The organism is Lactiplantibacillus mudanjiangensis (assembly GCF_005405385.1).
GTDB classification, from domain to species: Bacteria; Bacillota; Bacilli; order Lactobacillales; family Lactobacillaceae; genus Lactiplantibacillus; species Lactiplantibacillus mudanjiangensis.
The window spans coordinates 172,152-197,151 of sequence record NZ_BJDY01000007.1; the positions used below are offsets into that span (position 1 = coordinate 172,152).

Here is a 25,000-nt window from a genome sequence, read left to right on the forward strand (position 1 = left end):
GGGATGACAAAAATTGCAGTCATGGCGGATGTTCACGGCAATGTTACCGCCCTCAAAGCGGCGATTGCCGATGCGCAACAACAAGGTTGTACAACTTATTGGTTCTTAGGTGATTTATTCTTACCAGGACCGGGCACGACTGAGTTATTAACGATGTTAGACGCCTTACCCATTGAGGCTTACGTCATGGGAAACTGGGAGAGCACCTTATTAGAAGCGCTTGATCACCCGTTCAAACCTAGAAATGCTATTGATATCTATTACACGTGCCTGGCCGACTACGCCTATCATCGACTATCAACACAGGCTTTACAACGCATTCGACAACTACCACTCGTTCAAACTAAAACAATAGCTGGCTTGCAATACCAGCTCACGCACAATGAATTGGCTAAGAATTGGGGCGGTGCTTTGATGCCAACCGAGAATCAACCGGCTTTTGATGACCTATCCAGTCGCCAAGCCGACGTGATGGTTTATGCCCATATTCACCATCAATTATTGCGTCAAAGTAGTGCTGGTCAACTGATTTTAAATCCTGGAACCATTGGCATGCCTTTTCAAAACTGGTCACATTTTGCCACGGACTTACGGGCACAATATGCCATTATTACCCCACAACCATCAGGGGCTGTCCCAGAAGTTGATTTTCGTCGTGTTGCTTATGATGCTGATGCCGAACTCGCCTTAGCTCAGGCCAAACAATTGCCCTATTTGCCCCTTTACGATGAACAATTGCATACCGGTGTCGTGCACACACACGATGAACCAACCTTACAAGCCATGACAAAACGGCTCGGCTATGATCAACAACTAGATCAATTATTAAAACCATAAATAAGGTAGATCATTTTGCATTGCTGCAAGATGGTCTACCCTATTTGTTTTCACAATTTTTGGCAATCTTCGTTGAGGTGTTTTCCAATCAAAAATGATCATGCTTGCCACCTGATGTCGTTTGAAGCTTACCGATTTAATGATGAATTAAATGATCATTAGGTGCTGACTCATCCGTCACTTGGGTTCGATGCAAGACTTGCTGCACCCACTTTTGTGAATAACCATACTTTCGCGCTAACTTCTGCTGATTATGACCATTATATTCGGCTAGCACCTGCTGAGCAGCTAATTGGCGATCATACAAATGTGTGGGGATCGTCATTTGCATGCCTTTATATTGTTGATAAATTTGCAGCATCGGTTCAACACCAATGAGGTCGCTCAAACCGCGATAAAATTGATGTAGGGCCGTCACATCGATTTCTTCTGTCATTTGTACGCACACTCCTTACGTTTACCTTTATTGTAATCAGTTCAACCGCCTTTCGATACAGCACTTTGTCTAGTCCTTTTACTTGAAAACGTCATCTAAAACAACCATTGAACGTGGTAAACTAATGACAAAACTGGTTTTAATGAAAAGAGAGCCTTATGACTGAACTAAATACCCGTCGACAATTAGAAATGTATCAACAGTTACTAACCGGTAAAACACTTAATAAAACTGACCTTGCAGCTCACTACGGCGTTGACCCACGCTCCATTCAACGTGACTTTCAAGCGTTAAAAGCTTTCGTGACCGTTGCTAATCCATATCAAACACTGACTTATCATCGTGCTCGTGGTGGTTACCAGCTCACCACCGATCAACATGAACTCTCGGCTCGTGAGATTATCGTCATTGCCAAGGTTTTACTCGCCAGCCGCGCCTTTGCTAAGCAAGAACTCGATAGCATGCTGGATGGCCTGTTGCGTCTCATTAAACCCGCGGAACAAAAAACGGTACTGCCTATTATTAAAAACGAGCGCTTCTTCCATTAACCTGTTCATCACGACCAACCGTTGCTCACCTTGCTAACTGATCTTAGTCACGCGATTGAGCATCAGACTACCTTGCAACTGACCTATCATCGTTCTGACAATCAAGTCGTTCAGCGAACCGTGTTGCCAGCAGCCTTGATCTTTTCAGAATATTATTTTTATGTCGCCGCCTATAATGCCAAGTATCAAACAACACTCTTTTATCGCGCCGATCGCATCCAAGCCTATCGCCCAGCTGACACGGTGATTCAGCGAACCCGTGCGGAACGTTTTGAAGATGGTCAATTTCGGCAACGTATTCAATTTATGTACCCCGGTCAACTACTAACGTTAACGTTTCAATTCTGGGGCATCGTTGAAGCGGCGTTGGATCGGCTCCCAACTGCTAAAGTTATACACCGGTTTCATGCCGATGGGACTGCCGAACCTATTAAAAATGAACAACATCGCAACCAACAACCAGCCGCCGGTGGTAGTGTCGTCATCACTGCTGAAGTTTACGGAGCTCGCGGAATTACAATGTGGCTCCTTAGCCAAGGCGCCAACGTCAAAGTACTGGCCCCAGCGTCATTGGTGACCTCATTTAAACAAGAATTGGCTAATATTCAAGCTCGCTATAATTAGCTGAACATTATTTTTTGCAATATTCGTTGATTTTGCAAATATTCTCCAATCAAAATAGTTATCCTTACCACCTGCCGTTCGCCCACCTCGAGCCGGAGCCAGCCAGTGATGGAGCCGGCCGTGAAAACATCGTTAGTCCGGGTGGCTTTCCCGGGCTGACGATGTGGACGACTTTTGAGACTAGCGGTTTTAGCTAGGCTCAAAAGCGAGGCGGAAGTCCGCATTTTGGCTGGCGCAGGTCCCACAGCCGGCAGAATCACTGGCTGGCGCAGGTGACAAATTTAGCCTGCCGTAAGTGTTTTTCAAACTTTAGTGATTAAAAATAGTCGCGTGACTCAACCTCAATTGGTTAAATCACACGACTATTTTTAACGTTGTAAATCCATCATAAAGTAATTCAAATCACCGCGATACTTGGCGATTGAATATTCAACTGGCGTACCTTGGGCCGTCAATCCTTGCGTGTGGAAATAAAATAACGGCTCATCAACGGCGACATTTAATAAATCAGCAGTCGTTTCATCGGCCTTCAACACATCTAACCGTCGCCGCACCCGTTCAACAGCTGCTTGTTGCTGGGTTAATGTGTCATACAGTGAAACGGTTGTAAAATCAACCGTTGCTAAATCTAGTCCATCTGTTGGAAGATAACTGGTTAACAAAACAACCGGTTGTCCATTCGCATAACGTAATCGCACTAATTTATAGACAACCGCCGTTACTGATAGTTGTAACTTACTGGCAACCTCAGCCGTAGCTGGTTCCGTTTTAAATAAGAGCACCTTGGTCTGTGGTTGCAACCCTTTGTCCGCCATTTCCGCATCGTAGCCCTCAATCACTTGCGTAAACGCCTGAGCGATCTTGGCTTGCTTAACCATGGTGCCTCGCCGCTTGCGTTTCTCTAGCAACCCCTGTTCAACTAAGGTCTGGATTGCTTGGCGTACTGTTGGCCGACTCACCTGATAAGTCGCCATGAGATCAACTTCACGTGGAATCAAAGTTTGGGGCGGATAGGTGCCGTCTTGAATCTTCGTTCGCAAGTCTTGTTCAATTTGAGTATGCTTGGCGATACTCGTCATGATGCCACCCCTTTTTGTCATGATATATTGATCATACTATATCATAAAACCCTCAGTGGCAGAATTATTGATCAACTTTAGGATACGGCCGATCAATGTCAATCTGAGTCACATGATCCACGGTCATGCGCGCCTTTAATGCGTCGATAATTTTGATGCCAGCACTACAACCGATGCGATCCGCTCCCGCCTTAATCATCGCCAAAAAATCATCGGAATTACGGATACCACCGGCCGCTTTGACCTTCACGGTATCGCCAACAACTGATTTCATGAGCGTCACATCAGCCACTGTAGCCCCACCAGTCCCAAAACCAGTTGATGTTTTAATAAAGTCCGGTCGCACAACTTTAGCAATTTCAGCTAGTTGCTTCGTTTCAGCAGTTGTTAAATAGCAATTCTCAAAAATCACCTTACAAGGCACTTGATGTGCGTGACAAGCTGCAACTAGCTGCGTCATCTCGTCTTGCACATAATCCCAGTTGCCATTCTTGACCTCAGTTTGGTTCACGACATAATCAATTTCATTAGCGCCATTTTTGATCGCATCTTCCGTATCAAACACTTTTGACGCAATACTCGTTTGACCAAGCGGAAAACTAATTGCTGCCCCCGTATCAATATCAGTTCCGGCCAATTGTGCCGCACATATTTGGGACTGGACTTGATTAATGGCGACCATTTTAAAATGATATTGTTTGGCTTCATCACAAAGCTTTCGCATATCAGCTGCCGAAGCATCCGTTTTCAAGTTAGTATGGTCAATCATCCGGGCAAAATCATCAATTGTATAAGCAGGCATTTTTATCCTCTCCATTTCAATAAGTCATTACATATTAGATGTTAGCGATTTCTTTTAGAATTGTCAACTGCTCAAAAAAATAGACTATCCAGTCTTTAAAAGGCCGAATAGTCTATTTTTAATGTGTGAGGCCTATGCCATCGTTGTTGATTTTTGTAACCAGGCTTCATCTTGAGGATCGGATGATCCGCGTTGGTTACGATCTAAACCAGCGATCTTTGCCATTTCAGCTGGTGTTAAAGCAAAATCAAACACATCGATATTTTGTTGAATCCGCGCTTCATGAATGGACTTCGGAATCACAATTTCACCACGTTGTAAGTGCCAACGTAAAATGACTTGGGCAGTACTCTTATTGTAAGCAGTCGCAATATCTGCTAAGACTGGATTGGTCAAAACATCACTCTTCCCTTGACCTAATGGGCCCCAGGCTTCATGACGAATGTTCAAATCATGCAATAAGCCATGTAACGTGCCTTGTTGGAAGTAAGGATGCGTTTCAATTTGATCCACAACCGGTAAAACTTTAGCGCTAGCCAATAATTTTTCCAAATGTGGTTGTTCAAAGTTGGATAACCCAATCGCTTTAATTAACCCTTCGTTGTAAAGGTCTTCCATTGCCCGCCACTTTTCAGTGTAGCCTTCACTTGGCCAATGAATTAAATACATGTCTAAATAGTCCATTTGGAGCCGTTTTAGACTGGCTTCAAAGGCCCGTTTCGTGTCATCATAAGTGGTGACATTGTCCCATAGCTTCGAGGTCACAAATAAATCTTCGCGCTTAACGTCAGCATCAGCTAAGGCCTGACCAACACCATCTTCGTTATGATAAATCTTGGCGGTATCAAAATGCCGATAGCCCGCAGCCAACGCAGCATTGATTGAATTTTTTAAGCTATCATCATCCGCAACTTTAAAGACACCTAGGCCTAGTTGGGGAATCTTAACACCATTATTTAAAGTGATTGTTTCCATGTGGATAACCTACCTTTATTTAATTTGTTATTACATATTAAAGCATACCTGATTTATCGTTAATCATCAAGTAATCGTTTTCAGTCTAATTATCCTGTTCAATCTGATCCAAAATTTTGCGAACATCATCGGTCGTTTGCGTTTGCATCAAGTCATTGCGAATTTCTGCGGCGTGGCGCATGCCGCGCACATAAATCTTGAAGAACCGTTGCAATGGCGCAAAGTGACCTTGAATCCCCATCGCTACAAATTGATCGTATAGATCTAATTGGTAACGTAATAAACCTAATAATTCATGGGTCGAATGTGGTTGTGGGTCTTTTTCAAACGCATAGGGATTCGTAAAAATTCCCCGACCAATCATCACACCATCAACGCCGGGATGTTCCGCTGCCAATTTGACACCGGCTTGATAGTCCGCCACGTCCCCATTAATTTGTAGGAGGGTTTCCGGTGCTAGCGTATCGCGCATTTGCACTAAATTATCAATTAATTCGTAATGCGCTGGGACTTTACTCATTTCTGCGCGAGTCCGCACGTGCACTGTTAAGACGGGCACTTGTTGTTTCAATAAGAATGGAATCCAGGTTTCGTATTCATTTAAATCATCAAAACCTAGCCGCGTTTTGACGGTCACTGGCAAATCGCTTTGACGCGCGCCGTCAATGACGGCTTGTGCGCGATCAAAATGTCGAATCAAGTCACTACCACTGTGGTTTTTAATGACGGCCATATCGGGGCATCCCATGTTTAAATCAATCGCTTCGTAACCAAGACGTTGCACTTCTTGTGCCGCCTTAGTAAAGTCACCGCCATCATTCCCCCAAAGTTGAACAATGGGTTTTGGCTGTTCAGTCGGATCAATATATAACCGCCCGCGGGTGGTAAACTTCGCTTTCGGATGGGTAATGCTTAACGCATTCGTAAACTCCGTATAAAATACATCAGGTGCCGCTGCTTTCATCACAACTCGCCGAAAGACTGAACCAGTCACGGCTTCCATCGGGGCCAAACTAAAAAATGGTCGCTGCTCCTGTTTTGCTTTGGTGGCAATCCGTTGCCAGTACGCTGACTGGGTCACGTCCATCATCTCCTCTAAAAATCTAATCTCTTAACTATAGCGAGTTTTACCTATGAAACGCAAGCATTAAGCCAGCAAATAAAAAGAGAGTGCGACAAAAGACGGTTTGCTACCGAGCATAGCCTAGGCATACGAGTGATTGTGTATTTTCAATCGTTCGTATGCCGTAGCTCGGTTGCATCGTTAGTCTTTTGTCGCACGTTTCGACTATAAATATTCGGAGATAACAAAAGAGTTTGGTTTTTGTCCCAAACTCCCGATAATAGCTAAACTTAGTGAATCCACATGAGCGCCAAGATCAATAATCCGATCATCAACGCAATGTTTAAAAATTCTGTCCGTAAACCAGTGAGTTTAATCGAGCCAAACGACACGCCCGCAGTCGCATCCATATATCGGAAGAAAACCCCACTCAATAAAATCCCAATTACCAAGACAACCAAAAATGCTAAACTAGTCGCAATCATCAAACTCAACTCCTCTAAATTATTTTTTTAAAGCGGTTTCTCAAACCACGTTCATTGTGGACCAGGTCCCCGTTTCAAGCAAGTTTTTAACGACAAAAATCAGTAGTTCTTAGTGATTTTTTATTAAGTAAACTTAGCGGTTCAGGACGGATCTAACATCCCGTGTTAGAATAGAACTTAATCTTAAACTAACGTCTTTTAAGGGGTGACTTTCGGTGACAATTAATGATATCCAAGCGTTTATTATGGTCTACGAGTTACGGCATATTTCTAACGCTGCAGTTGAACTGCATATGTCCCAATCGGAACTTTCTAAACGCATGCGCGCAGTTGAAAATGAATTAAATATTCAACTTATTGATACTTACAACAAACGCCGGTTGCAAATCACCCCGGCCGGTGAAACGTTCTATCACCATGCCCAAACCATGATCGCCGATTACGAGTCAATGATGCACGACTTAGCCCCTAATCGACCAAATCAAACGAGCAAGCTAACAATTGGGTCGATTCCAGTATCCGGTCAATATAACATTGCCCAAAAGATTGCCAGCTTTAGTAGCCTACAGCCAGAAGTTGAGTTAAAACTCATCGAGGATGAAGGTGATCATGTTCGGCAACGCTTACTCGATGGCGAATTTCAAGCTGCGATTATTCGCGATACTCAGACCAGTAGCCTACAGCCAACCGAATTTCAAAAACAACCATTGTTAGCGGATGAACTCAAAGTCATCTTGCCCGCTAACCACCCCCTTGTGCAACAAAAGCTCATTCGGTTACACGATCTCGCACATGCTCAAATGGTGAGTTTACCAGCTGGTTCAGGCGTTTACGAACTCAGTATGTCTTTATTTGCGCGGCAGAACTTAACGCCGCATATTTTCTTTGAAAGCACTCACATTGAAACATTATTAGGCATGTTGCCAAATAGCGATAACGTGACGTTACTTTTTAAACAATCCGTGACACCATTTATGACCGATGACGTCGTTATGCGTTCCCTCGCCATTCCAGTCATGAGTCAGTTACAGTTTGTTTATCCACAACGCGACGGTAATCAGCTGATGACTGACTTGATTGACTATTTAACGGTGAATGCCACCGTGACTAATTAACTGGCGGTTTGAGTTATGCTAAATATGCCACCTACGCTAGCCAGCGATTCTGCCGGCTGTGGGGACCGGTTCCAGCCAAGATTCGGGCTTCCACCTCGCTTTTGAGCCTAGCCAAAACCACTAGTCTCAAAAGTCGTCCACATCGTAAAGTCCGGCAAAATCATCCGGACTAACGATGTTTTCACGGCCGGTGCCATCACTGGCTAGCTCCGGTTATCATGCAGATATTAATTAATCAGTGATCACTATCCTAACCGAGAGTGCCTCCACATTGAACCGGTACGGCTCAATGTGAGTGAACGTTAGGTGAAGTTACTTTTTAGCAATTAACCTAATTTAGCGTAAACTAGGATCAGAACTATCAAAAAGAGTGGGGTTGAAAAGTATGTTAAAAGATAATCAAATTGTGTGGGCCATTCATCAGATGGAAGCGGACATCGGCCCAGTTGGACCATCATTGGATTCACGGACACCGTTTCAATACTTAGTTTCAGTGATTTTAAGTGCTCAGGCCACCGATGTTTCGGTAAATAAAGTCACACCAATATTATTTGCCAAGTATCCGGAACCCAAAGATCTAATGGTCGCTGATGTAACTGATGTCGAAGCCATTATCAAGAGCGTTGGCTTATTCCATAACAAAGCAAAAAACATTATCAAGACTGCCCGGATCGTGCATGAAGAGCTAAATGATGTCGTGCCAACCGATCGCAAAGGCATTATGGCGTTGCCAGGGGCTGGGCGTAAAACAGCGAATGTCGTTTTGAGTGATGTCTTCGAACAAAATACCTTTGCCGTCGATACTCATGTCTCTGCCATTTCCAAACGACTTCATTTTGTTGATCAAGCCGCCACACCGTTACAAGTCGAACAAAAAATCGTTGGCGTGCTACCGGCTGAAGAACTACATCAAGCTCATCACACGATGATTGAATATGGCCGTAAGTATTCAATGAAACTCGCCCCTGATAAAGAAGTTTGTCAATTAATTATTGATTGTGACAAGCTCAATGAGGAAAATGAAGGGCTCGCTTAGCAAAAATAATCCACAACCAATATTGCTTGGTTGTGGATTATTTTTTACTTTTTAAGTTTGATCACGATTAACCACGGGATCGAAATAAGCATTAACCCCCAACGTTTCAGCCATACCCCGACTAAGCTAACTAGCCCCGCAAAGCCAGCCAGCTCACGTTGTTGGGAGGCATTACCTTGCGCATTATTCATATCAGAAATACCTAAAGCTTTTTCACCAGCTTTACGTCCCATATCAGGTTGGTTAAATCGATCTAATGACCGAGTTGCTCGCAGTTTTGGCCGTTTCGTCAGCAACCATGGATAGGTGATCAAAAAACTAATGACGCTAAAGCCCAAAACACCCCACCGCCAAATGGACTGCTCAATTTGCATCCCAACATACACCGTCATGAGCACCCCAGGGAAGCCTAATAAGTAATCATCCAACAGCCACTTTTTCATTAATTTAGCTCCCTTCATACGACGAATAAACATCAAATAGTGACGTTTAAGTCTTTGAACGTTTTCTTCGCCAGTAATCGATATAATAAAATAAATAATATGGTTCAACTGATCCATCTTTCGGGGGACGTTTCACATGCTGACAAAAGGATTCAATTTTTTAATGCACTTGTTTATTGGTTTTTTATTATTATTCTTGATGCAACTGCCAGTGTTAGGTGACATTTATTGGTCTGATTCAGAGAACAGTCATAATGTTAATATCTGGGGGCATTGGCTCGCACTAATTGGCCTAACCATGCTTACCTTTTGGGCGCTATGGTCAATTTATCGAAAGCATCATCCTGCAGATCTACACATAATCACCTGGCGGCAACTTGCATTAGCCTTGGGGACCGCAGTGCTATCCGTATTAGCACAAATGCTTATCTCCACAATCTTTGCTGGTGGTGCAAGCACCGAGGATCAAAACTATGAGATTATCAACTTAATACATAGTCGGCTTGGTTTAATCACCTTAATTTCAGCTAACATTATCAGTCCAGTATTGGAAGAACTGTTTTTTAGAGGCATCGTCCAAGGTTTCTTCAACCGATACGTCAATATCTGGATCGCCGTGATCATCACAAATATCTGTTTCGCTTTTGCCCACGGCTACAGTGGTGTGAACACAGTTGGGATCTTCATTACCGGTTGTTTATTCTCAGCGATCTACCTCAAAACCAAAAACTTAGGTACCTCGATGTTCGCCCACAGCGCCACTAATTGGCTAGTCACATTAATCAATCTGCTCCTCCTCAAATAATTTAAAAACTAGGCTAATTCGAACTTGAACTGGCCTAGTTTTTATTATTTGGCTTCAGGTTTAAAGAAAATTGCGTGGACAATCAATCCCAGTGAAACTAGTGTAAACGCCGCTTCAACGTACCAGTTTAAACTACTAAAATTAATTTGGGTGACCGCTGTCCGCACACTTAATAACAAGATCACCAATCCCCACCAAAAATCAGATACCTTATAAAATTGCAGGTTCATCTTGACCCCTCCCCGATTTGTTAAGCTAAGCATACGCTAATTTTTTAAACAAAAAAAGCCCGCCAATCAACCGAAACAACCGATTAATCAACGAACTCAATTTTAATTTAAGCTAAACCAACTAAGTGGAACCAGAACATTTCAATCAACGCGATGATAAAGATCACACCAGTCATTGGAATCCCTAAACGCATGACATCGGCTTGGGTATAACCACCACCAGTATCAGGATCGCTCCCAACAAGCACTGCCAAGTTGTGGAATGGCAAAATGTAATGCAAGTTGGTGACCGTGAAGACTAACAATGACACGGCTAAGGGACTAATGCCCATATGCGCCGTTGCGGTCACAAACGCTGGAATCGTAATTCCCATCACAGCGATAACAGAACCCATGAACATGTGAATAATCATAGCAAAAACGGTAATAAAGATTGCTAACAAATAAATATTGGTTGGCAAATTACTTGGGATAACCGTATTGGCAATCCACTTATTCATCCCAGTAACCGTCCCAACATCCCCAATCGCAATGGCAGATGTTAAGAAGACCAACACATTAACGGGCACACCTTCCCATGATTTAGCGGTTAAGATCCCGCCAATCACTGGCATACTCATCATTAAGGCCACAATTAAGGTTAACCAACCCACATCTAAGCCAGTAATCCCACTTGTTAACCATAAGGCAATCGCGATCACTAACCAGACAATGGTCCGAATTTCTTTACCCGTCATCTTACCCATTTCGGCTTGTTTAACCTTCAAGGCAGCGACATCAATGTGGACTTCTTGACTAGGTTTGAACATGAACAAGAAAACAAACATCGTCAAGACGGCCGCGATAATCATTGGCACACCCATATAAACAAAGTAAGACACGAAGTTTACGTGAACACCAGAATCGGCAACGGCTAAGGGGTTCAATGACGTATCACCAGTATAGAACACCCCGGATAATGGACATGACGCCGCAAAGACGGCCAACCCTAATTTAGCTAAATCCCGTTTTGGCATATGAGCAGTTTCTGCTACGACGGAAATCACTGACATGATCATAAATGCCCGTGGCCATGGATGGGGAATGAGTAAGGCCAAGATAAAGGTCAAGGCGAAGATGGAGATGACAATCCCTTTCCAACTTCGGACAAACTTGATGATAAAGGCATACGCAATCCGTTGACCTAAGCCAGATTCATTAACGGCACCGGCAATTAAGTAAGCCCCAATGACCAACCACATAATCGATCCGGTCCACGCCGATGAGAACACCTGACTGGGCGTTGCCACATTGCAAATAATTAATAGCATTAAATAAAGCCCACCGACGAAAGCTGGTTGGGCGATTTGCATCGCCCACCAAACAACCGTCATTAAACTCAAGGCTAAATCCATCTGGCCCTTAGCAGAAAGGCCTTGGATGGGAAGCAGATAGATAACCGCAAACACGATTATCCCACTAAAAAAGCCAATCGACTTTTTATTCATGACGAAAACACTCCTCCCATTAACACAGTAAATCCGCCATTCCAGCGGTGATAATGCCAGTTGGGATGGCGGATTCAGAGGTTAATAGCTTGTTTTTAAATGATTAAATTCTATTTCAAATACTTTTCCCAGTCTGGCACTTCCATGAATTGGGCCCGTTCAAATTGGTCTTTCATATCAAATGGCACCGTGCCATCGATGACTAATTTTGAACTCATCCCACGGAAACGAATAGACTTAGGATCATATTGTGGACGTTCAGATGGATCTAATGGATGGTTCCGCATACCAGATAAGACCATTAAGTCTTGGTCAGCTTGGAAACGCGTATTCATCGTCCAGATCACATCATTCATGTCGAAGATATCCACATCTTCATCCACTAAAATAACGGTCTTCAATTCCTTGAATGCTGAGAAGGCTAGCAAGGCTGCTTGACGTTGAATCCCTTCATCAGCTTCGTTTTCCTTGTGGATTTGCATGATGGTCATTAACTTCCCACCACCTGCTGGCGGATTATAAACGTTTAAGACTTTACCAGGAATGGCACGGTCAACTAACTGTAAGATACTTGCTTCAGTTGGAATCCCAGCCATGCTGACATGTTCTTCGGAAGGTCCGATCACACTTTGCATGATGGCATTTTCACGATGAGTCACGGCCGTTACTTTAATCACTTGTAAGGCTGGATTAGCATCGCCATCATAACCAGGGAATTCAGGCATTGCTTTACCTGTATGGGTGTTGATATCTTCTTGAATACGTTCGTTAGGCATGATGTAGCCTTCCAACGTATATTCAGAACGCGCAATCGCTTTTTCATCAACGGTAATCCCATCAACTAATTGCACGGCTTCATTCCGAATGGCACCGGCAACACCTAATTCGTTATAACCAAATGGCGTGGTAGGTGGCTCGAAAGTGGCCCCAATGGTTACGGCTGGGTCCAAACCAATATTAATCGTGATTGGCATTGGCTTATTAGCGGCTTCGTATTCTTCCGCAAACGCCCCAATATGCCGACCACCAGGCATGATGTAAATACCTAATTTATCTTTATCTTCTAAGACCATCCGATGAATGGTGACATCACTCTTGGATTTGTCCATGCTAGAACCAAAGACCACCCCAACAGTGATGTAAGGACCAGCATCTTGTGGCGTATTAGTTGGTGCGGCCACTAATTTCCGAATATCAAAGCCTTCATCAGTTGCTTTATAAACGACTTCATGAGCAGGCGCATCAGCTTCAGCTACGGTGACCGGTGCAATTGGATTAGAAACAGATTCATTCATGAATTGACCTAATGTCTTGAAATCATGATGGAACATTTTCCCAACCCGTTGCCGACTAGCCATTAACCCAGTTAAGACACGCGTATCTGGAAAGCCTTTAACGTTGTTAAACATCATCGCTGGGCCTTCTTGAGTTGGACGTTGAACCGTCCCACCAGCACCGATATAACGATAAACACCAGAAAGTTCAGCGTTTGGATCAACAGGGACATCTGTTTCGTGATAATTCTTTGGATCATCTTTGAGTTCATCAAGCACTCGCCGTAGATCCCATGGTTGTTCTGCCATCGAATGTCATCTCCTTTGAAATTTACAAGTTCATCATACGTCCAGACGAAAGCGGGTTCAATTCTAAATCGGCAGGTCTATTATTCATGGACGGAATAATAAAAACTAGTCGGTTACGTTCAGTTATCCACTGGTCACCGACTAGTTATCCCCCACTGATAAATAAAAACTAGACCAATTTAAGCACTTATCCCCTAACTTACACACATAATCACTGATTTAACACTAAAGAAAGCGATTATCCATTAGTTATCCACAGGTAGGCAATTAAAATAAGTTTATCGCCTAAAAGTTATGAACATCCCTGACCAAACAAAAAAAGCAACCTGTTAACAGATTGCTTTTTTCAAAAACTATCACTTCAAGGTCTTAGCTAATTTGACTAAGCTCATGATCGCTACGATCAATAACCCGGCTGTGGTCGCCGTTTGTGTTAATGGTTTTAATTTCATCTTGATCACTCCGAATCCTGTTGTGCTAACCACTGTTTAATCCCATAAATGAGACTAAAGATCAGGGTTAAGACCAACCATCCAATCCCAATCACCGCTAAAAATAGGCCTAATAATTGCCCCCGCAATGGCCAACTCGCAACCTGCCAATCATGCCAAAGGCCATTCAAAATCGGTCGGTGACGCAATAAATCAATGGGTATTTTTAAAAAGGCCAACATTAGACTATATCCAATCCAGCGAATGGCCCTGAGCATCCCCCGTTTTAGTACTTGCATCGTCGCGTCCCCCTAACGTTAGCTTCAGTATAACGTAATTGACCGACCACGTAAAAAGGTGCTGGTTAAACGACAATACCGTCAACCATCACCCTTTTAGTGCGAAGAAACTGCTTCGCGACTCCTTTTAGCCGTTCGTAAAACTTGATCAACCCAGCGCCGTGAATACCCATACTTTGCTGCCAAGACTTGTGAATTCGGCCGTGACTCACCCAGTTGGCTAATTCGAGTGGCGACAATTGCACTGTCATACAAATGTGCGGGAATATTTAACCGCATTCCCCGGTACTGCTCGAAAAATTGCATGGTTGCTGGTAATCCAATCAAGTCGCTCATTGCGTGCATCAATGGATGAAATGCTTGACTATCCGTTGGTAACGTCATGCGCGGACTCCTCCTTATGGTACTTGTTCATTATAGAAAAGCACCCTGACAACGACTAGGCACTTATAACTAGTCATTTTCCTTGTAACTGTCCCGATTAATCACGTAGCATGCGTTTAACCCACCGTTCCGAATAGCCATAAGTACGTGCTAGCTCACGACTATTGTGCCCATTATATTCTGCTTTGATAATTGGAATGAGTTTTTGCCGGTTATATAAATGGGTCGGAAACGTCACTTGAATCCCAGCTTGTTGCTTAAAAATTTGTGCCACTTTTTCTGCGCCCACTATCGTGTAAAGATCTGCATAAATCTCGTTAAGTGCCGCTACATTAATTGTCATTTGACTCGCCTCCTTTTGATTTGATGCTTCTAGCATATCAAGTTGTCTAGACAAAATATGTCTACTTAAATAATTGAGATAAAAAAATGACTAATCCGAGAATTAGTCATTTTGTGCCACGCTATTTTTGACAAAGCCGATCAATCCACGCAAACAATTGATCTAAATCATAATCACCACTGTGCGGCGTGTCCCATGGCAATGCGAAATCGACATCCAAACCACGATTTTTTAACAACGTCGCTAAAATCATCGGGATCGCAAAGGCCGTATCACGATCCGCAGCGCCATGGCGGATTCGCCAATGTGGCGCGATCGACCGTGTCGATTGCGTTTCACTTAAATAAGTCACCGGATTAACCGCGGCAATCAATTCAGCCGGCGCGAGAACCGCGCTGACCTGTGTATGGGCCTGTGCAAAAGCCGTAAAGTGCTTAGCTGGTGTCGTCTTATCACCAAACAATGATGTTTCCGGACTACTGAGGGCTAAGTCATCAAAGGCTGGCACGGCCTTCATTCGGGTTAATGATGTTAGATATGCCGTGACATCCAGATCAGTAACCTGACCATCACTAACCGTAAAGCCCGCATACTTATGCACATCAACCCCTGCATCGACCGCGCGTTGACCAGCTGCCATCAAATAATCTCGCATTAAGTCTTTGAATGGCCCATTACCCTGATCATCTAGCGTCAATGGTTGACCATTTTCAGCTGTTAAGTGAAGTCCATTTAAATAAGTAATAAAATCAGCTTTCAACGTTGTGGATAACTGTTGTTGCTCAACCGTTAACGTCCCTTGCCAAGGAGTAAAGGTCATTTTACCATCACTCATCGCCATCTTTTGTCGGTACCAGTCATTGAGACCATTGAATTCCCATTCGTAAGCCATATCGGCATGTTCTAAATTATGAATTGGGCAATACGCTGAAACTGCAAAAATATCATCACTAGCTTGAGCGGCACCTAAAGCGGCTAATGCCGGTTCAAAATAAGCCGCATTTCCAGACGCGCCCATTAACGCCGAAGTTGCCCCACCAGCACTTGTCCCATTTGTCACGATACAGTCAACATCGCCAGGAATTCGATCGGCATTGGCTTTGACATAACGAACCGCTGCTTTCATATCCACAATAAATGCCGGCGCCTTGCCAATAAATTGTCCTTGCGCATCCGTTTGTGTACGCCCACGCAGACCAGCTGAAATCACGACATACCCGTGCGCTAACGCGGCTATGATTGTCTTGGCATTAGTTGGCCACTGCGTGTTTTCTGGATCATCTCGTGGTCCTGGCATGTAACCGCCAACCGTATTTGGCATCAAGATTGGTGCGGTATCGCGTTGATAACCATTAATCTTTGCCCCAGCAAAATACCCCGCTGGCACAAAGATATTCAGTTTTTGAATTGAATCAACTGGATCCGCTACATACGGAATATCCATGGCGGCCTGATAATCGATCTTCTGGCGACCAAATTGACTTGTTCTTAACGTAAACTGGGTACTATCAAAACTTAGCTTTGCCATCTTGAACCCTCCAAATTAACTTTAGTTACTTCAACTGTACTGGAAAATCACGACAATAATCAACTCGTTTTTGGCCGGCTATTATTCATATTCAGCATAACAAAAGGTCAAACATCATATTTGACACCTAAGGTTCGCCACATTCACTGTGACCTCACTCTCAGTTATGTTAGTGATGACTAAATTGACATCGCCAACTAACCGGAGCCAGCCAGTGATGGCGCCGGCCGTGCAAACATCGTTAGTCCGGGTGATTTTCCCGGACTTATGATGTGGACGACTTTTGAGACTAGCGGTTTTGGCTAGGCTTAAAAGCGAGGTGGAAGCCCGCTTTTTGGCTGGAGCCGGTCCCCACAGCCGGCAGAATCACTGGATGGCGTAGGTGACCATTTTAAGCTTTAGTCAGCATAATAAAAAAGCGTTTGGGACAAGGCCCAAACGCTTTTGCTATCTCCGAATTTTTATAGTCGAAACGTGCGACAAAAGACTGCTCCCTCCGCTTAGCTACGAAATACGAAGGATTGAAAGTACATAATCATTCGTATTCCTAGGCTATGCTCGGTAGCAAATCGTCTTCTGTCCCACTCTCCAATATTTAAGACTTAACCACAATTTTTTGTGTCGCCCAAAATTGTAAGAACGTCACGCCAACAATTAAGATAGCCCCAATAATACCGATCCAATTAAAATGTACACTTAAAAATAAGGCACTTAAAATCGTCGCCGACAACGGTTCAATCGCCCCCAGAACACTTGCCGTTGTGGGATAAATATACGCCAAACTTTGTAAGAAGCACAAATAAGCAAACATGGTCCCGAAGATGACCACAAACCCAACTTCCAACCAGGCCATTAACGGTAACACTGGCCAAATTCGCCAAGCACCAGTGGCTAAACTAACGAGTACCCCACCGATCAACATTGACCATCCCACAATCGGGACCGCACCGTAAGTTTTTAAGAGTTGCGTGGGCATCAATGTGTACACGGCCGCACCAACTGCCGCCAACAAGCCCCAAACAACCGCCACTACCGGTAGAGCTAATGAATCCAAGCGGCCTTCAGTCACAATTAAGACCGTCCCCAATATGGCCGAAAATACTGAAATCATATCAATCTTGCTAGGAATCTGCCACAATTTTAATGCTAAATAGATGATGATGATCACCGGTGATAAAAATTGCAGAATCGCTGCTGTGGCCGCATTGCCAGTACTAATCGCCATAAAATACGTTAATTGGACCGCCGCCATTCCACACAAGCTAAAACTCACTAATTTTATCGTGGCCTGCCGTGAATGAAAGACCCAACCGATTTGAGTCTGCGTCAGCGCCCCGTATCCAAGTAATAATAGTCCCGAAACAACCATCCGCAATGAGACTAACCACAATGGATCGATGTTAGTTGTTTCAAATAGATGCTGGGCAACCGTTCCGGAACTCCCCCACAAAAATGGCCCACTACTGGCCAAGATTAAGCCAACAGTTTTCTTTTGCATCGAATCCCCCCTAATCCAACTAGCCTAACACGTCAGCCAAGTGATTGGCTAGCTCATAACTGACTTTAATCCCGTTCACAAATGCCGCTTCGGTTAAGTTCTCGTTGGGCGCATGATTATGTTGATCAAAGTTAGCGTAGGGAATCGTCACGACCGGTACCTCTAAGCAATCGGTCCAAACATAATTCGGTACCGTTCCGGGCATCATCGGTTCAATCACAACATTGCCAGTTGCTAACTTGATGATTGCCGCAATTTGCTTAATTTTGGCCTGATTCAAATGCGTCACGCTGACCGGAATGCGGCCCCGAATCGTTAAGGTTAATTGACCTTTAGCCAGTTCTGGCGCCAACAATTGGCGTAAATCCGCCTCAATGGCAGGAATCGACTGTTGACCAACCAAACGGCAGTCAATTTTAGCTGTGGCTTGGTGTGGAATGATCGTCTTGAATTGATCACCGACCGCTCCGGCTTGAAAACTATTGATATTAAACGTTGGTTCAAACATTAACCGTTGATAATAGTCGCGTTTTGTCGGCACAGCCGCTAGACCTAATTGTTGGGCGATGGCCACCGCATCAAATGGCAGCGCATCGATTAAATCCCACGGAATGTCGACTTCGCTTGGGACACCATCGTAAAAGTGCGGTAACTGAACGCGACCATGCTGCACTAACCGATCAAGGGTTTGCGTTAAGACACTGACTGCATTGGGCATGACATTACCGGCATTTCCCGAATGATTATCGACTTGCCCCGTTGTCGCAGTAAGTTCAAATCCGAATAGGCCACGATTGCCTAACCGCAAGACGTGTTGTCCCGACTGACTCATCGATCCGTCAACGACGACCGCTAGCTCAACTGCCGCCAACAAACTGTCTTTCAGTTTTTCAACCGTTTCGGCTAAATGTAAACTCCCTTGTTCTTCTTCACCTTCAATGAAAAAAGCAGCTGAAAACGGTAGTTGATCATGTTGTTGTAAATATGTATCAAAACCTAGAATTTGTGCTAGCAGTTGACCTTTATTATCGCCAATCCCCCGCCCATAGAAACGCCCGTTGCGAGCAGTTAGTTCGAACGGTTTACTATCCCACAAGGTTAAGTCGCCAGGTGCCATCGTGTCATAATGTCCGTAAAACAAAACTGTCCGCTCACTAGCCCCAGCTATTTTGCCCACAATCGCTGGCGCACCGGTTGTCGGTACCACATCCACACTGGCATTTAGTAAGTGTTCCAACAGATTAACCAAATATTGACCGCCAGCTGGCAATTGCGATGTCGAACGGCTAACCGTATCAAACCCGATTAATTGTCGTAAACGATCCTTATAAACTGTCAAATGTGTTTGAATCAATTGATCACGAGTCATCATTTACTGCACATCCCTTCATAAATTTAGTATACCGCACGCTACTAGCCAATTGACAATTCACTTTTAGTCGACTACGCTATTAACGAAAAAAGGAGTTATCGGGGATGCGACATCAAAGAGTAATCAATTGGGCATTAGGACTATTCGCCATTATTTTTATCGGTGGGGCTTTAATCATTCCAACGCCAACGATTAAAAAACAAGTCACCACATTTAGCAACTTATTCACCGGACAATCAACGACTAAAGCACCTAGTCATCAGGTCGCTGATTCCAAATTGGGCCAAAAATATCAACTATCAACTAGTGACCTAGCCACGCTCAACAACTTAAAAGTGACTGGTATTGGTGACTCGATCATGGTGCGAACCACGTCAGACTTAAAAGCGGTTCTTGGACAATTCACGGTAAACGCCAAAGTTGGTCGCCAAGTTTCTGCGGCGCCAGCCATCATCACACAGTTAAAAGACAATCAACAGCTCGCCAAAAATGTGCTAATCAACTTGGGGACTAATGGTCCTACCGACACACAAACAATTGATAGTATTATTAACCAGATTGGTCAGCATCATGAAATCTTCTGGGTAAATACACGGGTACCCGGTAAAGCTTGGCAAGACAGTAATAATCAATTAATCGCCACAGCAGCTAAAAAATATGCCAATGTGCATTTAGTTGATTGGTTGTATGTTAGTCAAGATAATCGAAATTGGTTTATCGATGACAACCTCCACCCCAATACCTTGGGAGAACGAGAATATACGTCAACTGTCGGTCAAGCGCTAGCTAAATATGGTCGTAAATAATTGTAAAAGACACGTTTCAACTACGTCATCGTAGCTAAAACGTGTCTTTTATTGCATCGCTGTAATAACTTGATCGCCCCAGGCCTCTAGCATCATTAAACTCTGTTGAAACTGTTCCCCAGCTGGGGTTAACGCATAGGTATAATTTGGCGTAGAAACGACCAAATCAAGTTGTTCTAACTTCGCCAACACCGTTAACAACTTGAGCGTGGAAATGCCACGAACTTGTTGCCGTAATCCCATAAATCCAGCTGGCGTAGTGGTTAGATTGCAGATTGTTAACGCATTCCATTTATCTGTTAACAAGGCTAATCCCACCTTGGTGCCAATATTCAAATCACGCATGACCACAACCAACGACTCCTTTATCACTTAGATGGCTTTAGTTTAGCCGGTCACGCCGTCAATTGCGAGTTTGAAGTTCGCAACTTATTTAAAAGTTGCCCGTGTATAATCATTTTCACCAACTGAATGATAAACGACCCCAGTTAATTTTGAACTCACTAAATGACTCTCCGTCATGTTGTATAGTGGGACCACCGCAGCCGTGGTATTCAATCGTTGCGCCGCGGTCCGCATATTTTGCCAATAAGCCTTGGTGTTCGTTGCGTTTTTACCATGCGCCGCGGTGATCTGTGCATTAAAGACCGAATCAGTATATTTCCCATAATTTTGCGGATTGTTCTTGGTTAAGATATCAAAGAATGACACCGGATCTGCATAATCTGCCAACCACAAAGCATATTGCATGTCATAGTTTCCAGATGAAACGGCCGCACTTTCAGCCTTTTCTGGTACTGATGAAACGGTCACCTTGGCACCGCTCAGATTCTGTTCAACCGCCGCTTGAACAAATTGCGTGATTGTTTTGGAAACCGATGTATCATCACCGACTAACTTCAACGTTACCGACTTTTTACCCAATTGCTTTAAGCCCTTTTTCCAAAGTTGTTGCGCTTTTTTGACGTTATAGCGTGCCGTATTGGCCGTTTCAGTTCCGAAGTCTTTACCGGTCGTCGGATCAGTCACTAACGTTGGTGTCACATAGTTATGCGCCGCCGTTGAACCGTCACTCAAGACTTTTTTGGTCAAGCTGTTCTTGTTCAAAACTAAATTCAGCGCTTGTCGTAAGTATTGATTATGTAAAGCATGATTTTTCGCCATGTTAAGTCGCAAATAATAGGTCCCGGCTTTGCTGACGTGTTTTAAGTGCTTATCGTGCTGTAACCCTTGCGCGGTAGCTCCCGTCACGGTGACATCATCCAACTTGCCTTGTGAAAATAAGTTATGCGCCGTTGTCGAGTCCTTAACAACTTGCATCGTCATCTTGTTAAGTTTAATAGCCGATTTATCGTAATAATATGTATTTTTAACCAGGTTCCAACTATCGTTCGTTCCAGTCCACCCTTTGACGGTAAACGGCCCATTGTAAGCCATTTTAGTACTAGTTGTGCCATAATTTTTCCCATACTTCGCCACTACTTGGTGATTTTGTGGGAAGAAAGCCGGCATCGTCAACATCTTACTCAAATATGGCATTGCCCGTGATAACGTCACTTTCAACGTCGTCTTGTTGACCGCCTGAACACCTAACGTCTTCGTGGCCTTTTTTCCCGCTGAAATTTGGGTGGCATTTTTGATTCCTTCGTAAATGTAACTATAGCCCGACGTCGACGTTGAGCTCACCGATCGCCGCCATGCGGTCACAAAATCTTGGGCCGTGACCTGATCACCATTATTCCACTTGGCATTTTTCCGTAAATGGAACGTGTAGGTCTTGCCATTGTTGGTTGGTTTCACAACTTTAGTTGCCATCGCCCCAACCACTTTATTTTTAGAATTGACCCGATATAGGCCTTCCATGGATTGTTGTAAAACATTCCATTGCGTCAACGTTGCCGTGTTCGACGTGTCCAATGATGTCAAATCAGTATCTTGCATCAGATGCAGCGTCTTTTGTTTCGATGTTTGTGCCTTAGCTTGTCCACAGGCCGCTAAACCACCAGCCATTAAGACTAAGCTACCAGCAACCACTAATTGTTTAATTTTCATTCGATTATCCCCCTAATAGGCCGTAAATTGATTGTTTTCCACATCTTGTAAATACTGCCCCAACGTGTGGAAAAAGGCCTGTGGATTATCCATACTATGTCCATGTCCACCATCTGGCGTTAATACCAAGCGTGCCTGTGGTAGTGTTTGTTGCATACGCCGTGCCGTTTTAAGGGGCATGGTGTCATACTCGCCAAAGGTTAATAACGTTGGCACGGTAATCTTATGTAAGTCTTGGCGACGGTCCCAACCGTTTAAGGTACCGACCATCACGAATTCATTATTGCCTTGAAAATAGTTATACACGGGTGTTGCCGTGGTTGGAACTAAGTGGTGATAACTTTTTTCTGGATGCCGTACCACAAACTGCTTGTCTAACACATCCACTAATCGGTGATACTCTGGATCATCAAAGGCGCCTGCTTTTTCGATACCTTGCATATAACTAACTTGATCAGCGGTTAACGTTTGTGCACGTAACTGATTGATATTAACCGTATATTCGGCAATGTTATCAATCATGCTCATGACAACTAATCCTTTCAAATGGTCACCATACTTTAGCGCATACTCTTGTGCCAGCAGACCACCCCAGGAATGGCCTAATAAGTAAAATTGATCTAATCCTAGTTGCTGACGGACTTCTTCTAATTCTGATAAGAAATAAGCTAGCGTTAAATACTTTTTATTCTCAGGTTGTTGATAATCCGGTTGATCCGAGTAAAACGACCCTAGTTGGTCATACATGCTCACTTGAACGCGATCCTCACCTAATTCTGCTGCAAAATTTTCAAATTCCTCATGCGTCCCACCCGGACCACCATGCAAACATAACAGTTTAACTGGCCCATGACCAACCGTCCGACTAAATAATCGATGACCGTTCTTTAATTGTAATAACCGAGTTCCCATCTAATTCCTCCCAGATTTTGAGCCATTAAAAAAGCCCTACAGAAACCAATTGCTTGATTTCCATAGGGCGTCGCCGCGGTACCACCTATGCGTTGTCATTAAAATGACCTTAAATTCACGTACGGTAGTCGCCTACGATACGCTAGCAAGATAATGGATGCCGCCATCAGGAACTCCCAAAAAGTTCGTTCCTACCGTGATTAGGGGATGTTCACAAAAGAGTGTTTTCATCGTCTTTCACCAAATGACGACTCGCTGTGGGAACCACTTAATTGCTACTGTCCTAATCATTGCGTTTAATTAATTTCTCATTTGTTTTTAACAATGGTTAATTTAACATAGATTAAATTTGGTTGTCAACTTTAAATTTTATCAAGTAACCACTAGGTGCCAACTACCATGAGTCACACATACAACCTAAATCAGTCTCTATCAAAATAGTGATGATCAATATGATTGGTGTGTTGTCCAGAGTTATCCCAATCCTGTGTAATTCTATTATATCGCCAAAGGGTAAAGTCATTACGTTTTACGTTATACTGAAACCAAACTGGATAATCGCCTTCAACATCGCTAAACTTCAGTTCTTCCCCTCGATATTTCAAATGTTTTTTGGGTGGATTAATGCTGACCATATTATCTAAACTTTCATCATACAAAATATCTCCATTAATCAATACCATTTTTTCACTATTTAAATAATCAATTTTATATTCTTTTTTATTTTCAATACCATAATAATAATACTTACGTTTATAAGGACTTGATTCATCAATTCGGTAACTAAGATCATTAAATTGACGTAGCTTTTCCGTTCCATCAGTACTCATAAATGACTGTTCCAACCAATAAAGCCCCAATTGATAATGACCACCCCGAAAAATATATCGTTGCATATCATTTGATTTGACTACCAATCGTTCACGCTTACCATCATCTTTAGCCCATTCTGAATACACTTCTTCGGGCTCTTCGATTTCATCAGTTTCTGTAGGTTTAGTTGGTTTCATTGTTTCCGTTGGCTTAGTCTGACTACCACCACTAACCACCTGGCTTGCTTCTATTTGAACCGGTTTGGCCGATGGGTTCACATTGTGTTCAGTAAACTGACCAGCCTTTAAATACTTATGCCAAACCCAGCCCTTAACTTTCTTATCCGCGCTAATCACGTAGTAATACCGGTAAGGTTTATTTTGCAAGTAAATAATCCCCGTTTTAGTCCGCAGATAAGTCATTTTAGCATTCAACAGCTTCCCATGACTAAAATGAATATTAAACGGATTTTCACCTAATTGATACACTTTTCCAGGTTGTGCCATTACAAACTTTTTCGGTGTGCCCTTTAATTCTCGAAAGTCAATTTGACCATCGCGACCAGCCTTCAAATAGCCACTCCAGACCCAGCCTTGCGCATGTAAATCAGCATTATGAACATAGTAATACAGCCGATTTTTACCATGTATTTTAATGTAAGTTTTGCTGGATGCTGCCCAAGTTGTATGTTGGTGATTTTTTAGCAACTGACTCTTTTTGAACTTAAAGTTCGTTAGTGAGCCATTTCGTTGATAAGTTGCACCTTTAGTCCCCTTGGCATAAAACAGCTTAGATTTAATCGCTGTCGTTTTTGTCCGATGATACCCGGTCTTTGCCTGTGCGACTTGTGTCATGGCGCTACTAATCCCCAATGTTGCCACTAACATCAATACTGTTTTCCCTAACTTCATCCTGTATTTCCCCCTACCATTAGCCGTTAATCCATACATTTGATTAACGATCTTACTTAGTTACGCAAACGCCTCATCATTTCCATCAAAAAAATGTGACTAC

The 25,000-nt window shown here is 43.5% G+C and carries 27 protein-coding genes; 7 read left to right on the forward strand and 20 right to left on the reverse strand.

Annotated features, from left to right (window positions below; translation table 11 throughout):
- Positions 1 to 3 precede the first annotated feature (3 nt).
- Positions 4 to 837 (forward strand): metallophosphoesterase family protein, encoded by an 834-nt coding sequence (locus tag FFM84_RS14165; RefSeq protein ID WP_130845931.1) that lies wholly within the window; start codon positions 4 to 6, stop codon positions 835 to 837.
- A 136-nt stretch (positions 838 to 973) separates the two neighbouring features.
- Here FFM84_RS14165 and FFM84_RS14170 read toward each other — a convergent pair whose 3' ends face one another.
- Complete coding sequence (locus tag FFM84_RS14170; RefSeq protein ID WP_130845932.1) at positions 974 to 1,273, reverse strand: Mor transcription activator family protein; 300 nt, start codon at positions 1,271 to 1,273, stop codon at positions 974 to 976.
- Positions 1,274 to 1,431: 158 nt separating this feature from the next.
- Between FFM84_RS14170 and FFM84_RS14175 the strand changes: the two genes are divergently transcribed.
- Both FFM84_RS14175 and FFM84_RS14180 read left to right on the forward strand, forming a co-directional pair.
- Positions 1,432 to 1,821: a hypothetical protein gene (locus FFM84_RS14175; protein WP_130845933.1), complete on the forward strand. Its 390-nt coding sequence runs from the start codon at positions 1,432 to 1,434 to the stop codon at positions 1,819 to 1,821.
- 30 nt (positions 1,822 to 1,851) lie between these two features.
- Complete coding sequence (locus tag FFM84_RS14180; RefSeq protein ID WP_225428141.1) at positions 1,852 to 2,445, forward strand: WYL domain-containing protein; 594 nt, start codon at positions 1,852 to 1,854, stop codon at positions 2,443 to 2,445.
- Positions 2,446 to 2,813: 368 nt separating this feature from the next.
- Here the strand turns inward: FFM84_RS14180 and FFM84_RS14185 are convergent, their stop codons facing one another.
- The 5 genes from FFM84_RS14185 to FFM84_RS14205 all read right to left on the reverse strand — a co-directional run bounded on the left by FFM84_RS14185 (position 2,814) and on the right by FFM84_RS14205 (position 6,849).
- Positions 2,814 to 3,524: a GntR family transcriptional regulator gene (locus FFM84_RS14185; RefSeq protein WP_130845978.1), complete on the reverse strand. Its 711-nt coding sequence runs from the start codon at positions 3,522 to 3,524 to the stop codon at positions 2,814 to 2,816.
- A 64-nt stretch (positions 3,525 to 3,588) separates the two neighbouring features.
- Positions 3,589 to 4,326 (reverse strand): deoxyribose-phosphate aldolase, encoded by a 738-nt coding sequence (deoC, locus tag FFM84_RS14190; RefSeq protein ID WP_130845935.1) that lies wholly within the window; start codon positions 4,324 to 4,326, stop codon positions 3,589 to 3,591.
- A 132-nt stretch (positions 4,327 to 4,458) separates the two neighbouring features.
- Positions 4,459 to 5,301: an aldo/keto reductase gene (locus FFM84_RS14195; RefSeq protein ID WP_130845936.1), complete on the reverse strand. Its 843-nt coding sequence runs from the start codon at positions 5,299 to 5,301 to the stop codon at positions 4,459 to 4,461.
- An 85-nt stretch (positions 5,302 to 5,386) separates the two neighbouring features.
- On the reverse strand, positions 5,387 to 6,382 hold the full coding sequence (locus FFM84_RS14200) for a tRNA dihydrouridine synthase (protein ID WP_130845937.1): 996 nt from the start codon (positions 6,380 to 6,382) through the stop codon (positions 5,387 to 5,389).
- Positions 6,383 to 6,654: 272 nt separating this feature from the next.
- Entirely contained in the window at positions 6,655 to 6,849 is a 195-nt protein-coding gene (locus FFM84_RS14205; protein WP_130845938.1) for a hypothetical protein, read from the reverse strand.
- Positions 6,850 to 7,064: 215 nt separating this feature from the next.
- Here FFM84_RS14205 and FFM84_RS14210 point away from each other — a divergent pair, with 215 nt between their 5' ends.
- Complete coding sequence (locus tag FFM84_RS14210) at positions 7,065 to 7,964, forward strand: LysR family transcriptional regulator (protein WP_130845939.1); 900 nt, start codon at positions 7,065 to 7,067, stop codon at positions 7,962 to 7,964.
- A 385-nt stretch (positions 7,965 to 8,349) separates the two neighbouring features.
- The gene (locus FFM84_RS14215; RefSeq protein ID WP_130845940.1) at positions 8,350 to 9,000 is read left to right on the forward strand and encodes an endonuclease III domain-containing protein; all 651 of its coding nucleotides are present in this window, start codon (positions 8,350 to 8,352) and stop codon (positions 8,998 to 9,000) included.
- Positions 9,001 to 9,044: 44 nt separating this feature from the next.
- On the opposite strand, the gene FFM84_RS14220 is transcribed toward FFM84_RS14215, so the two are convergent.
- Positions 9,045 to 9,443 carry a hypothetical protein gene (locus FFM84_RS14220; RefSeq protein WP_130845941.1) on the reverse strand — a complete coding sequence of 133 codons (399 nt, stop codon included), beginning with the start codon at positions 9,441 to 9,443 and terminating at the stop codon, positions 9,045 to 9,047.
- Positions 9,444 to 9,579: 136 nt separating this feature from the next.
- Here FFM84_RS14220 and FFM84_RS14225 point away from each other — a divergent pair, with 136 nt between their 5' ends.
- Entirely contained in the window at positions 9,580 to 10,248 is a 669-nt protein-coding gene (locus tag FFM84_RS14225; RefSeq protein WP_130845942.1) for a CPBP family intramembrane glutamic endopeptidase, read from the forward strand.
- Between the two features lie 44 nt (positions 10,249 to 10,292).
- On the opposite strand, the gene FFM84_RS14230 is transcribed toward FFM84_RS14225, so the two are convergent.
- From FFM84_RS14230 to FFM84_RS14270, 9 genes are all read right to left on the reverse strand, one after another.
- Positions 10,293 to 10,478 (reverse strand): hypothetical protein, encoded by a 186-nt coding sequence (locus FFM84_RS14230; protein WP_130845943.1) that lies wholly within the window; start codon positions 10,476 to 10,478, stop codon positions 10,293 to 10,295.
- A 107-nt stretch (positions 10,479 to 10,585) separates the two neighbouring features.
- Entirely contained in the window at positions 10,586 to 11,965 is a 1,380-nt protein-coding gene (locus FFM84_RS14235; RefSeq protein WP_130845944.1) for an SLC13 family permease, read from the reverse strand.
- Between the two features lie 110 nt (positions 11,966 to 12,075).
- Positions 12,076 to 13,548 (reverse strand): UbiD family decarboxylase, encoded by a 1,473-nt coding sequence (locus tag FFM84_RS14240; protein WP_130845945.1) that lies wholly within the window; start codon positions 13,546 to 13,548, stop codon positions 12,076 to 12,078.
- 457 nt (positions 13,549 to 14,005) lie between these two features.
- Positions 14,006 to 14,278 (reverse strand): hypothetical protein, encoded by a 273-nt coding sequence (locus FFM84_RS14245; RefSeq protein ID WP_130845946.1) that lies wholly within the window; start codon positions 14,276 to 14,278, stop codon positions 14,006 to 14,008.
- A gap of 96 nt (positions 14,279 to 14,374) precedes the next feature.
- The gene (locus tag FFM84_RS14250) at positions 14,375 to 14,662 is read right to left on the reverse strand and encodes a hypothetical protein (RefSeq protein WP_130845947.1); all 288 of its coding nucleotides are present in this window, start codon (positions 14,660 to 14,662) and stop codon (positions 14,375 to 14,377) included.
- A gap of 97 nt (positions 14,663 to 14,759) precedes the next feature.
- Positions 14,760 to 15,005 (reverse strand): Mor transcription activator family protein, encoded by a 246-nt coding sequence (locus FFM84_RS14255; RefSeq protein WP_165444404.1) that lies wholly within the window; start codon positions 15,003 to 15,005, stop codon positions 14,760 to 14,762.
- Positions 15,006 to 15,126: 121 nt separating this feature from the next.
- The gene (locus FFM84_RS14260; protein ID WP_225425324.1) at positions 15,127 to 16,533 is read right to left on the reverse strand and encodes a subtype B tannase; all 1,407 of its coding nucleotides are present in this window, start codon (positions 16,531 to 16,533) and stop codon (positions 15,127 to 15,129) included.
- 595 nt (positions 16,534 to 17,128) lie between these two features.
- Positions 17,129 to 18,031: a DMT family transporter gene (locus tag FFM84_RS14265; protein ID WP_130845949.1), complete on the reverse strand. Its 903-nt coding sequence runs from the start codon at positions 18,029 to 18,031 to the stop codon at positions 17,129 to 17,131.
- Positions 18,032 to 18,050: 19 nt separating this feature from the next.
- Positions 18,051 to 19,403, reverse strand: coding sequence for a M20/M25/M40 family metallo-hydrolase (locus FFM84_RS14270; protein WP_225425325.1), 1,353 nt, complete (start codon positions 19,401 to 19,403; stop codon positions 18,051 to 18,053).
- A 104-nt stretch (positions 19,404 to 19,507) separates the two neighbouring features.
- Between FFM84_RS14270 and FFM84_RS14275 the strand changes: the two genes are divergently transcribed.
- Positions 19,508 to 20,209: an SGNH/GDSL hydrolase family protein gene (locus FFM84_RS14275; protein ID WP_130845950.1), complete on the forward strand. Its 702-nt coding sequence runs from the start codon at positions 19,508 to 19,510 to the stop codon at positions 20,207 to 20,209.
- Between the two features lie 48 nt (positions 20,210 to 20,257).
- Here the strand turns inward: FFM84_RS14275 and FFM84_RS14280 are convergent, their stop codons facing one another.
- From FFM84_RS14280 to FFM84_RS14295, 4 genes are all read right to left on the reverse strand, one after another.
- Entirely contained in the window at positions 20,258 to 20,554 is a 297-nt protein-coding gene (locus FFM84_RS14280; RefSeq protein WP_225425326.1) for a winged helix-turn-helix transcriptional regulator, read from the reverse strand.
- An 84-nt stretch (positions 20,555 to 20,638) separates the two neighbouring features.
- On the reverse strand, positions 20,639 to 22,261 hold the full coding sequence (locus tag FFM84_RS14285) for a peptide ABC transporter substrate-binding protein (protein ID WP_130845952.1): 1,623 nt from the start codon (positions 22,259 to 22,261) through the stop codon (positions 20,639 to 20,641).
- Positions 22,262 to 22,273: 12 nt separating this feature from the next.
- Positions 22,274 to 23,173 (reverse strand): proline iminopeptidase-family hydrolase, encoded by a 900-nt coding sequence (locus FFM84_RS14290; RefSeq protein WP_130845953.1) that lies wholly within the window; start codon positions 23,171 to 23,173, stop codon positions 22,274 to 22,276.
- Positions 23,174 to 23,595: 422 nt separating this feature from the next.
- Positions 23,596 to 24,897 carry a hypothetical protein gene (locus FFM84_RS14295; protein ID WP_130845954.1) on the reverse strand — a complete coding sequence of 434 codons (1,302 nt, stop codon included), beginning with the start codon at positions 24,895 to 24,897 and terminating at the stop codon, positions 23,596 to 23,598.
- Positions 24,898 to 25,000: the final 103 nt, after the last annotated feature.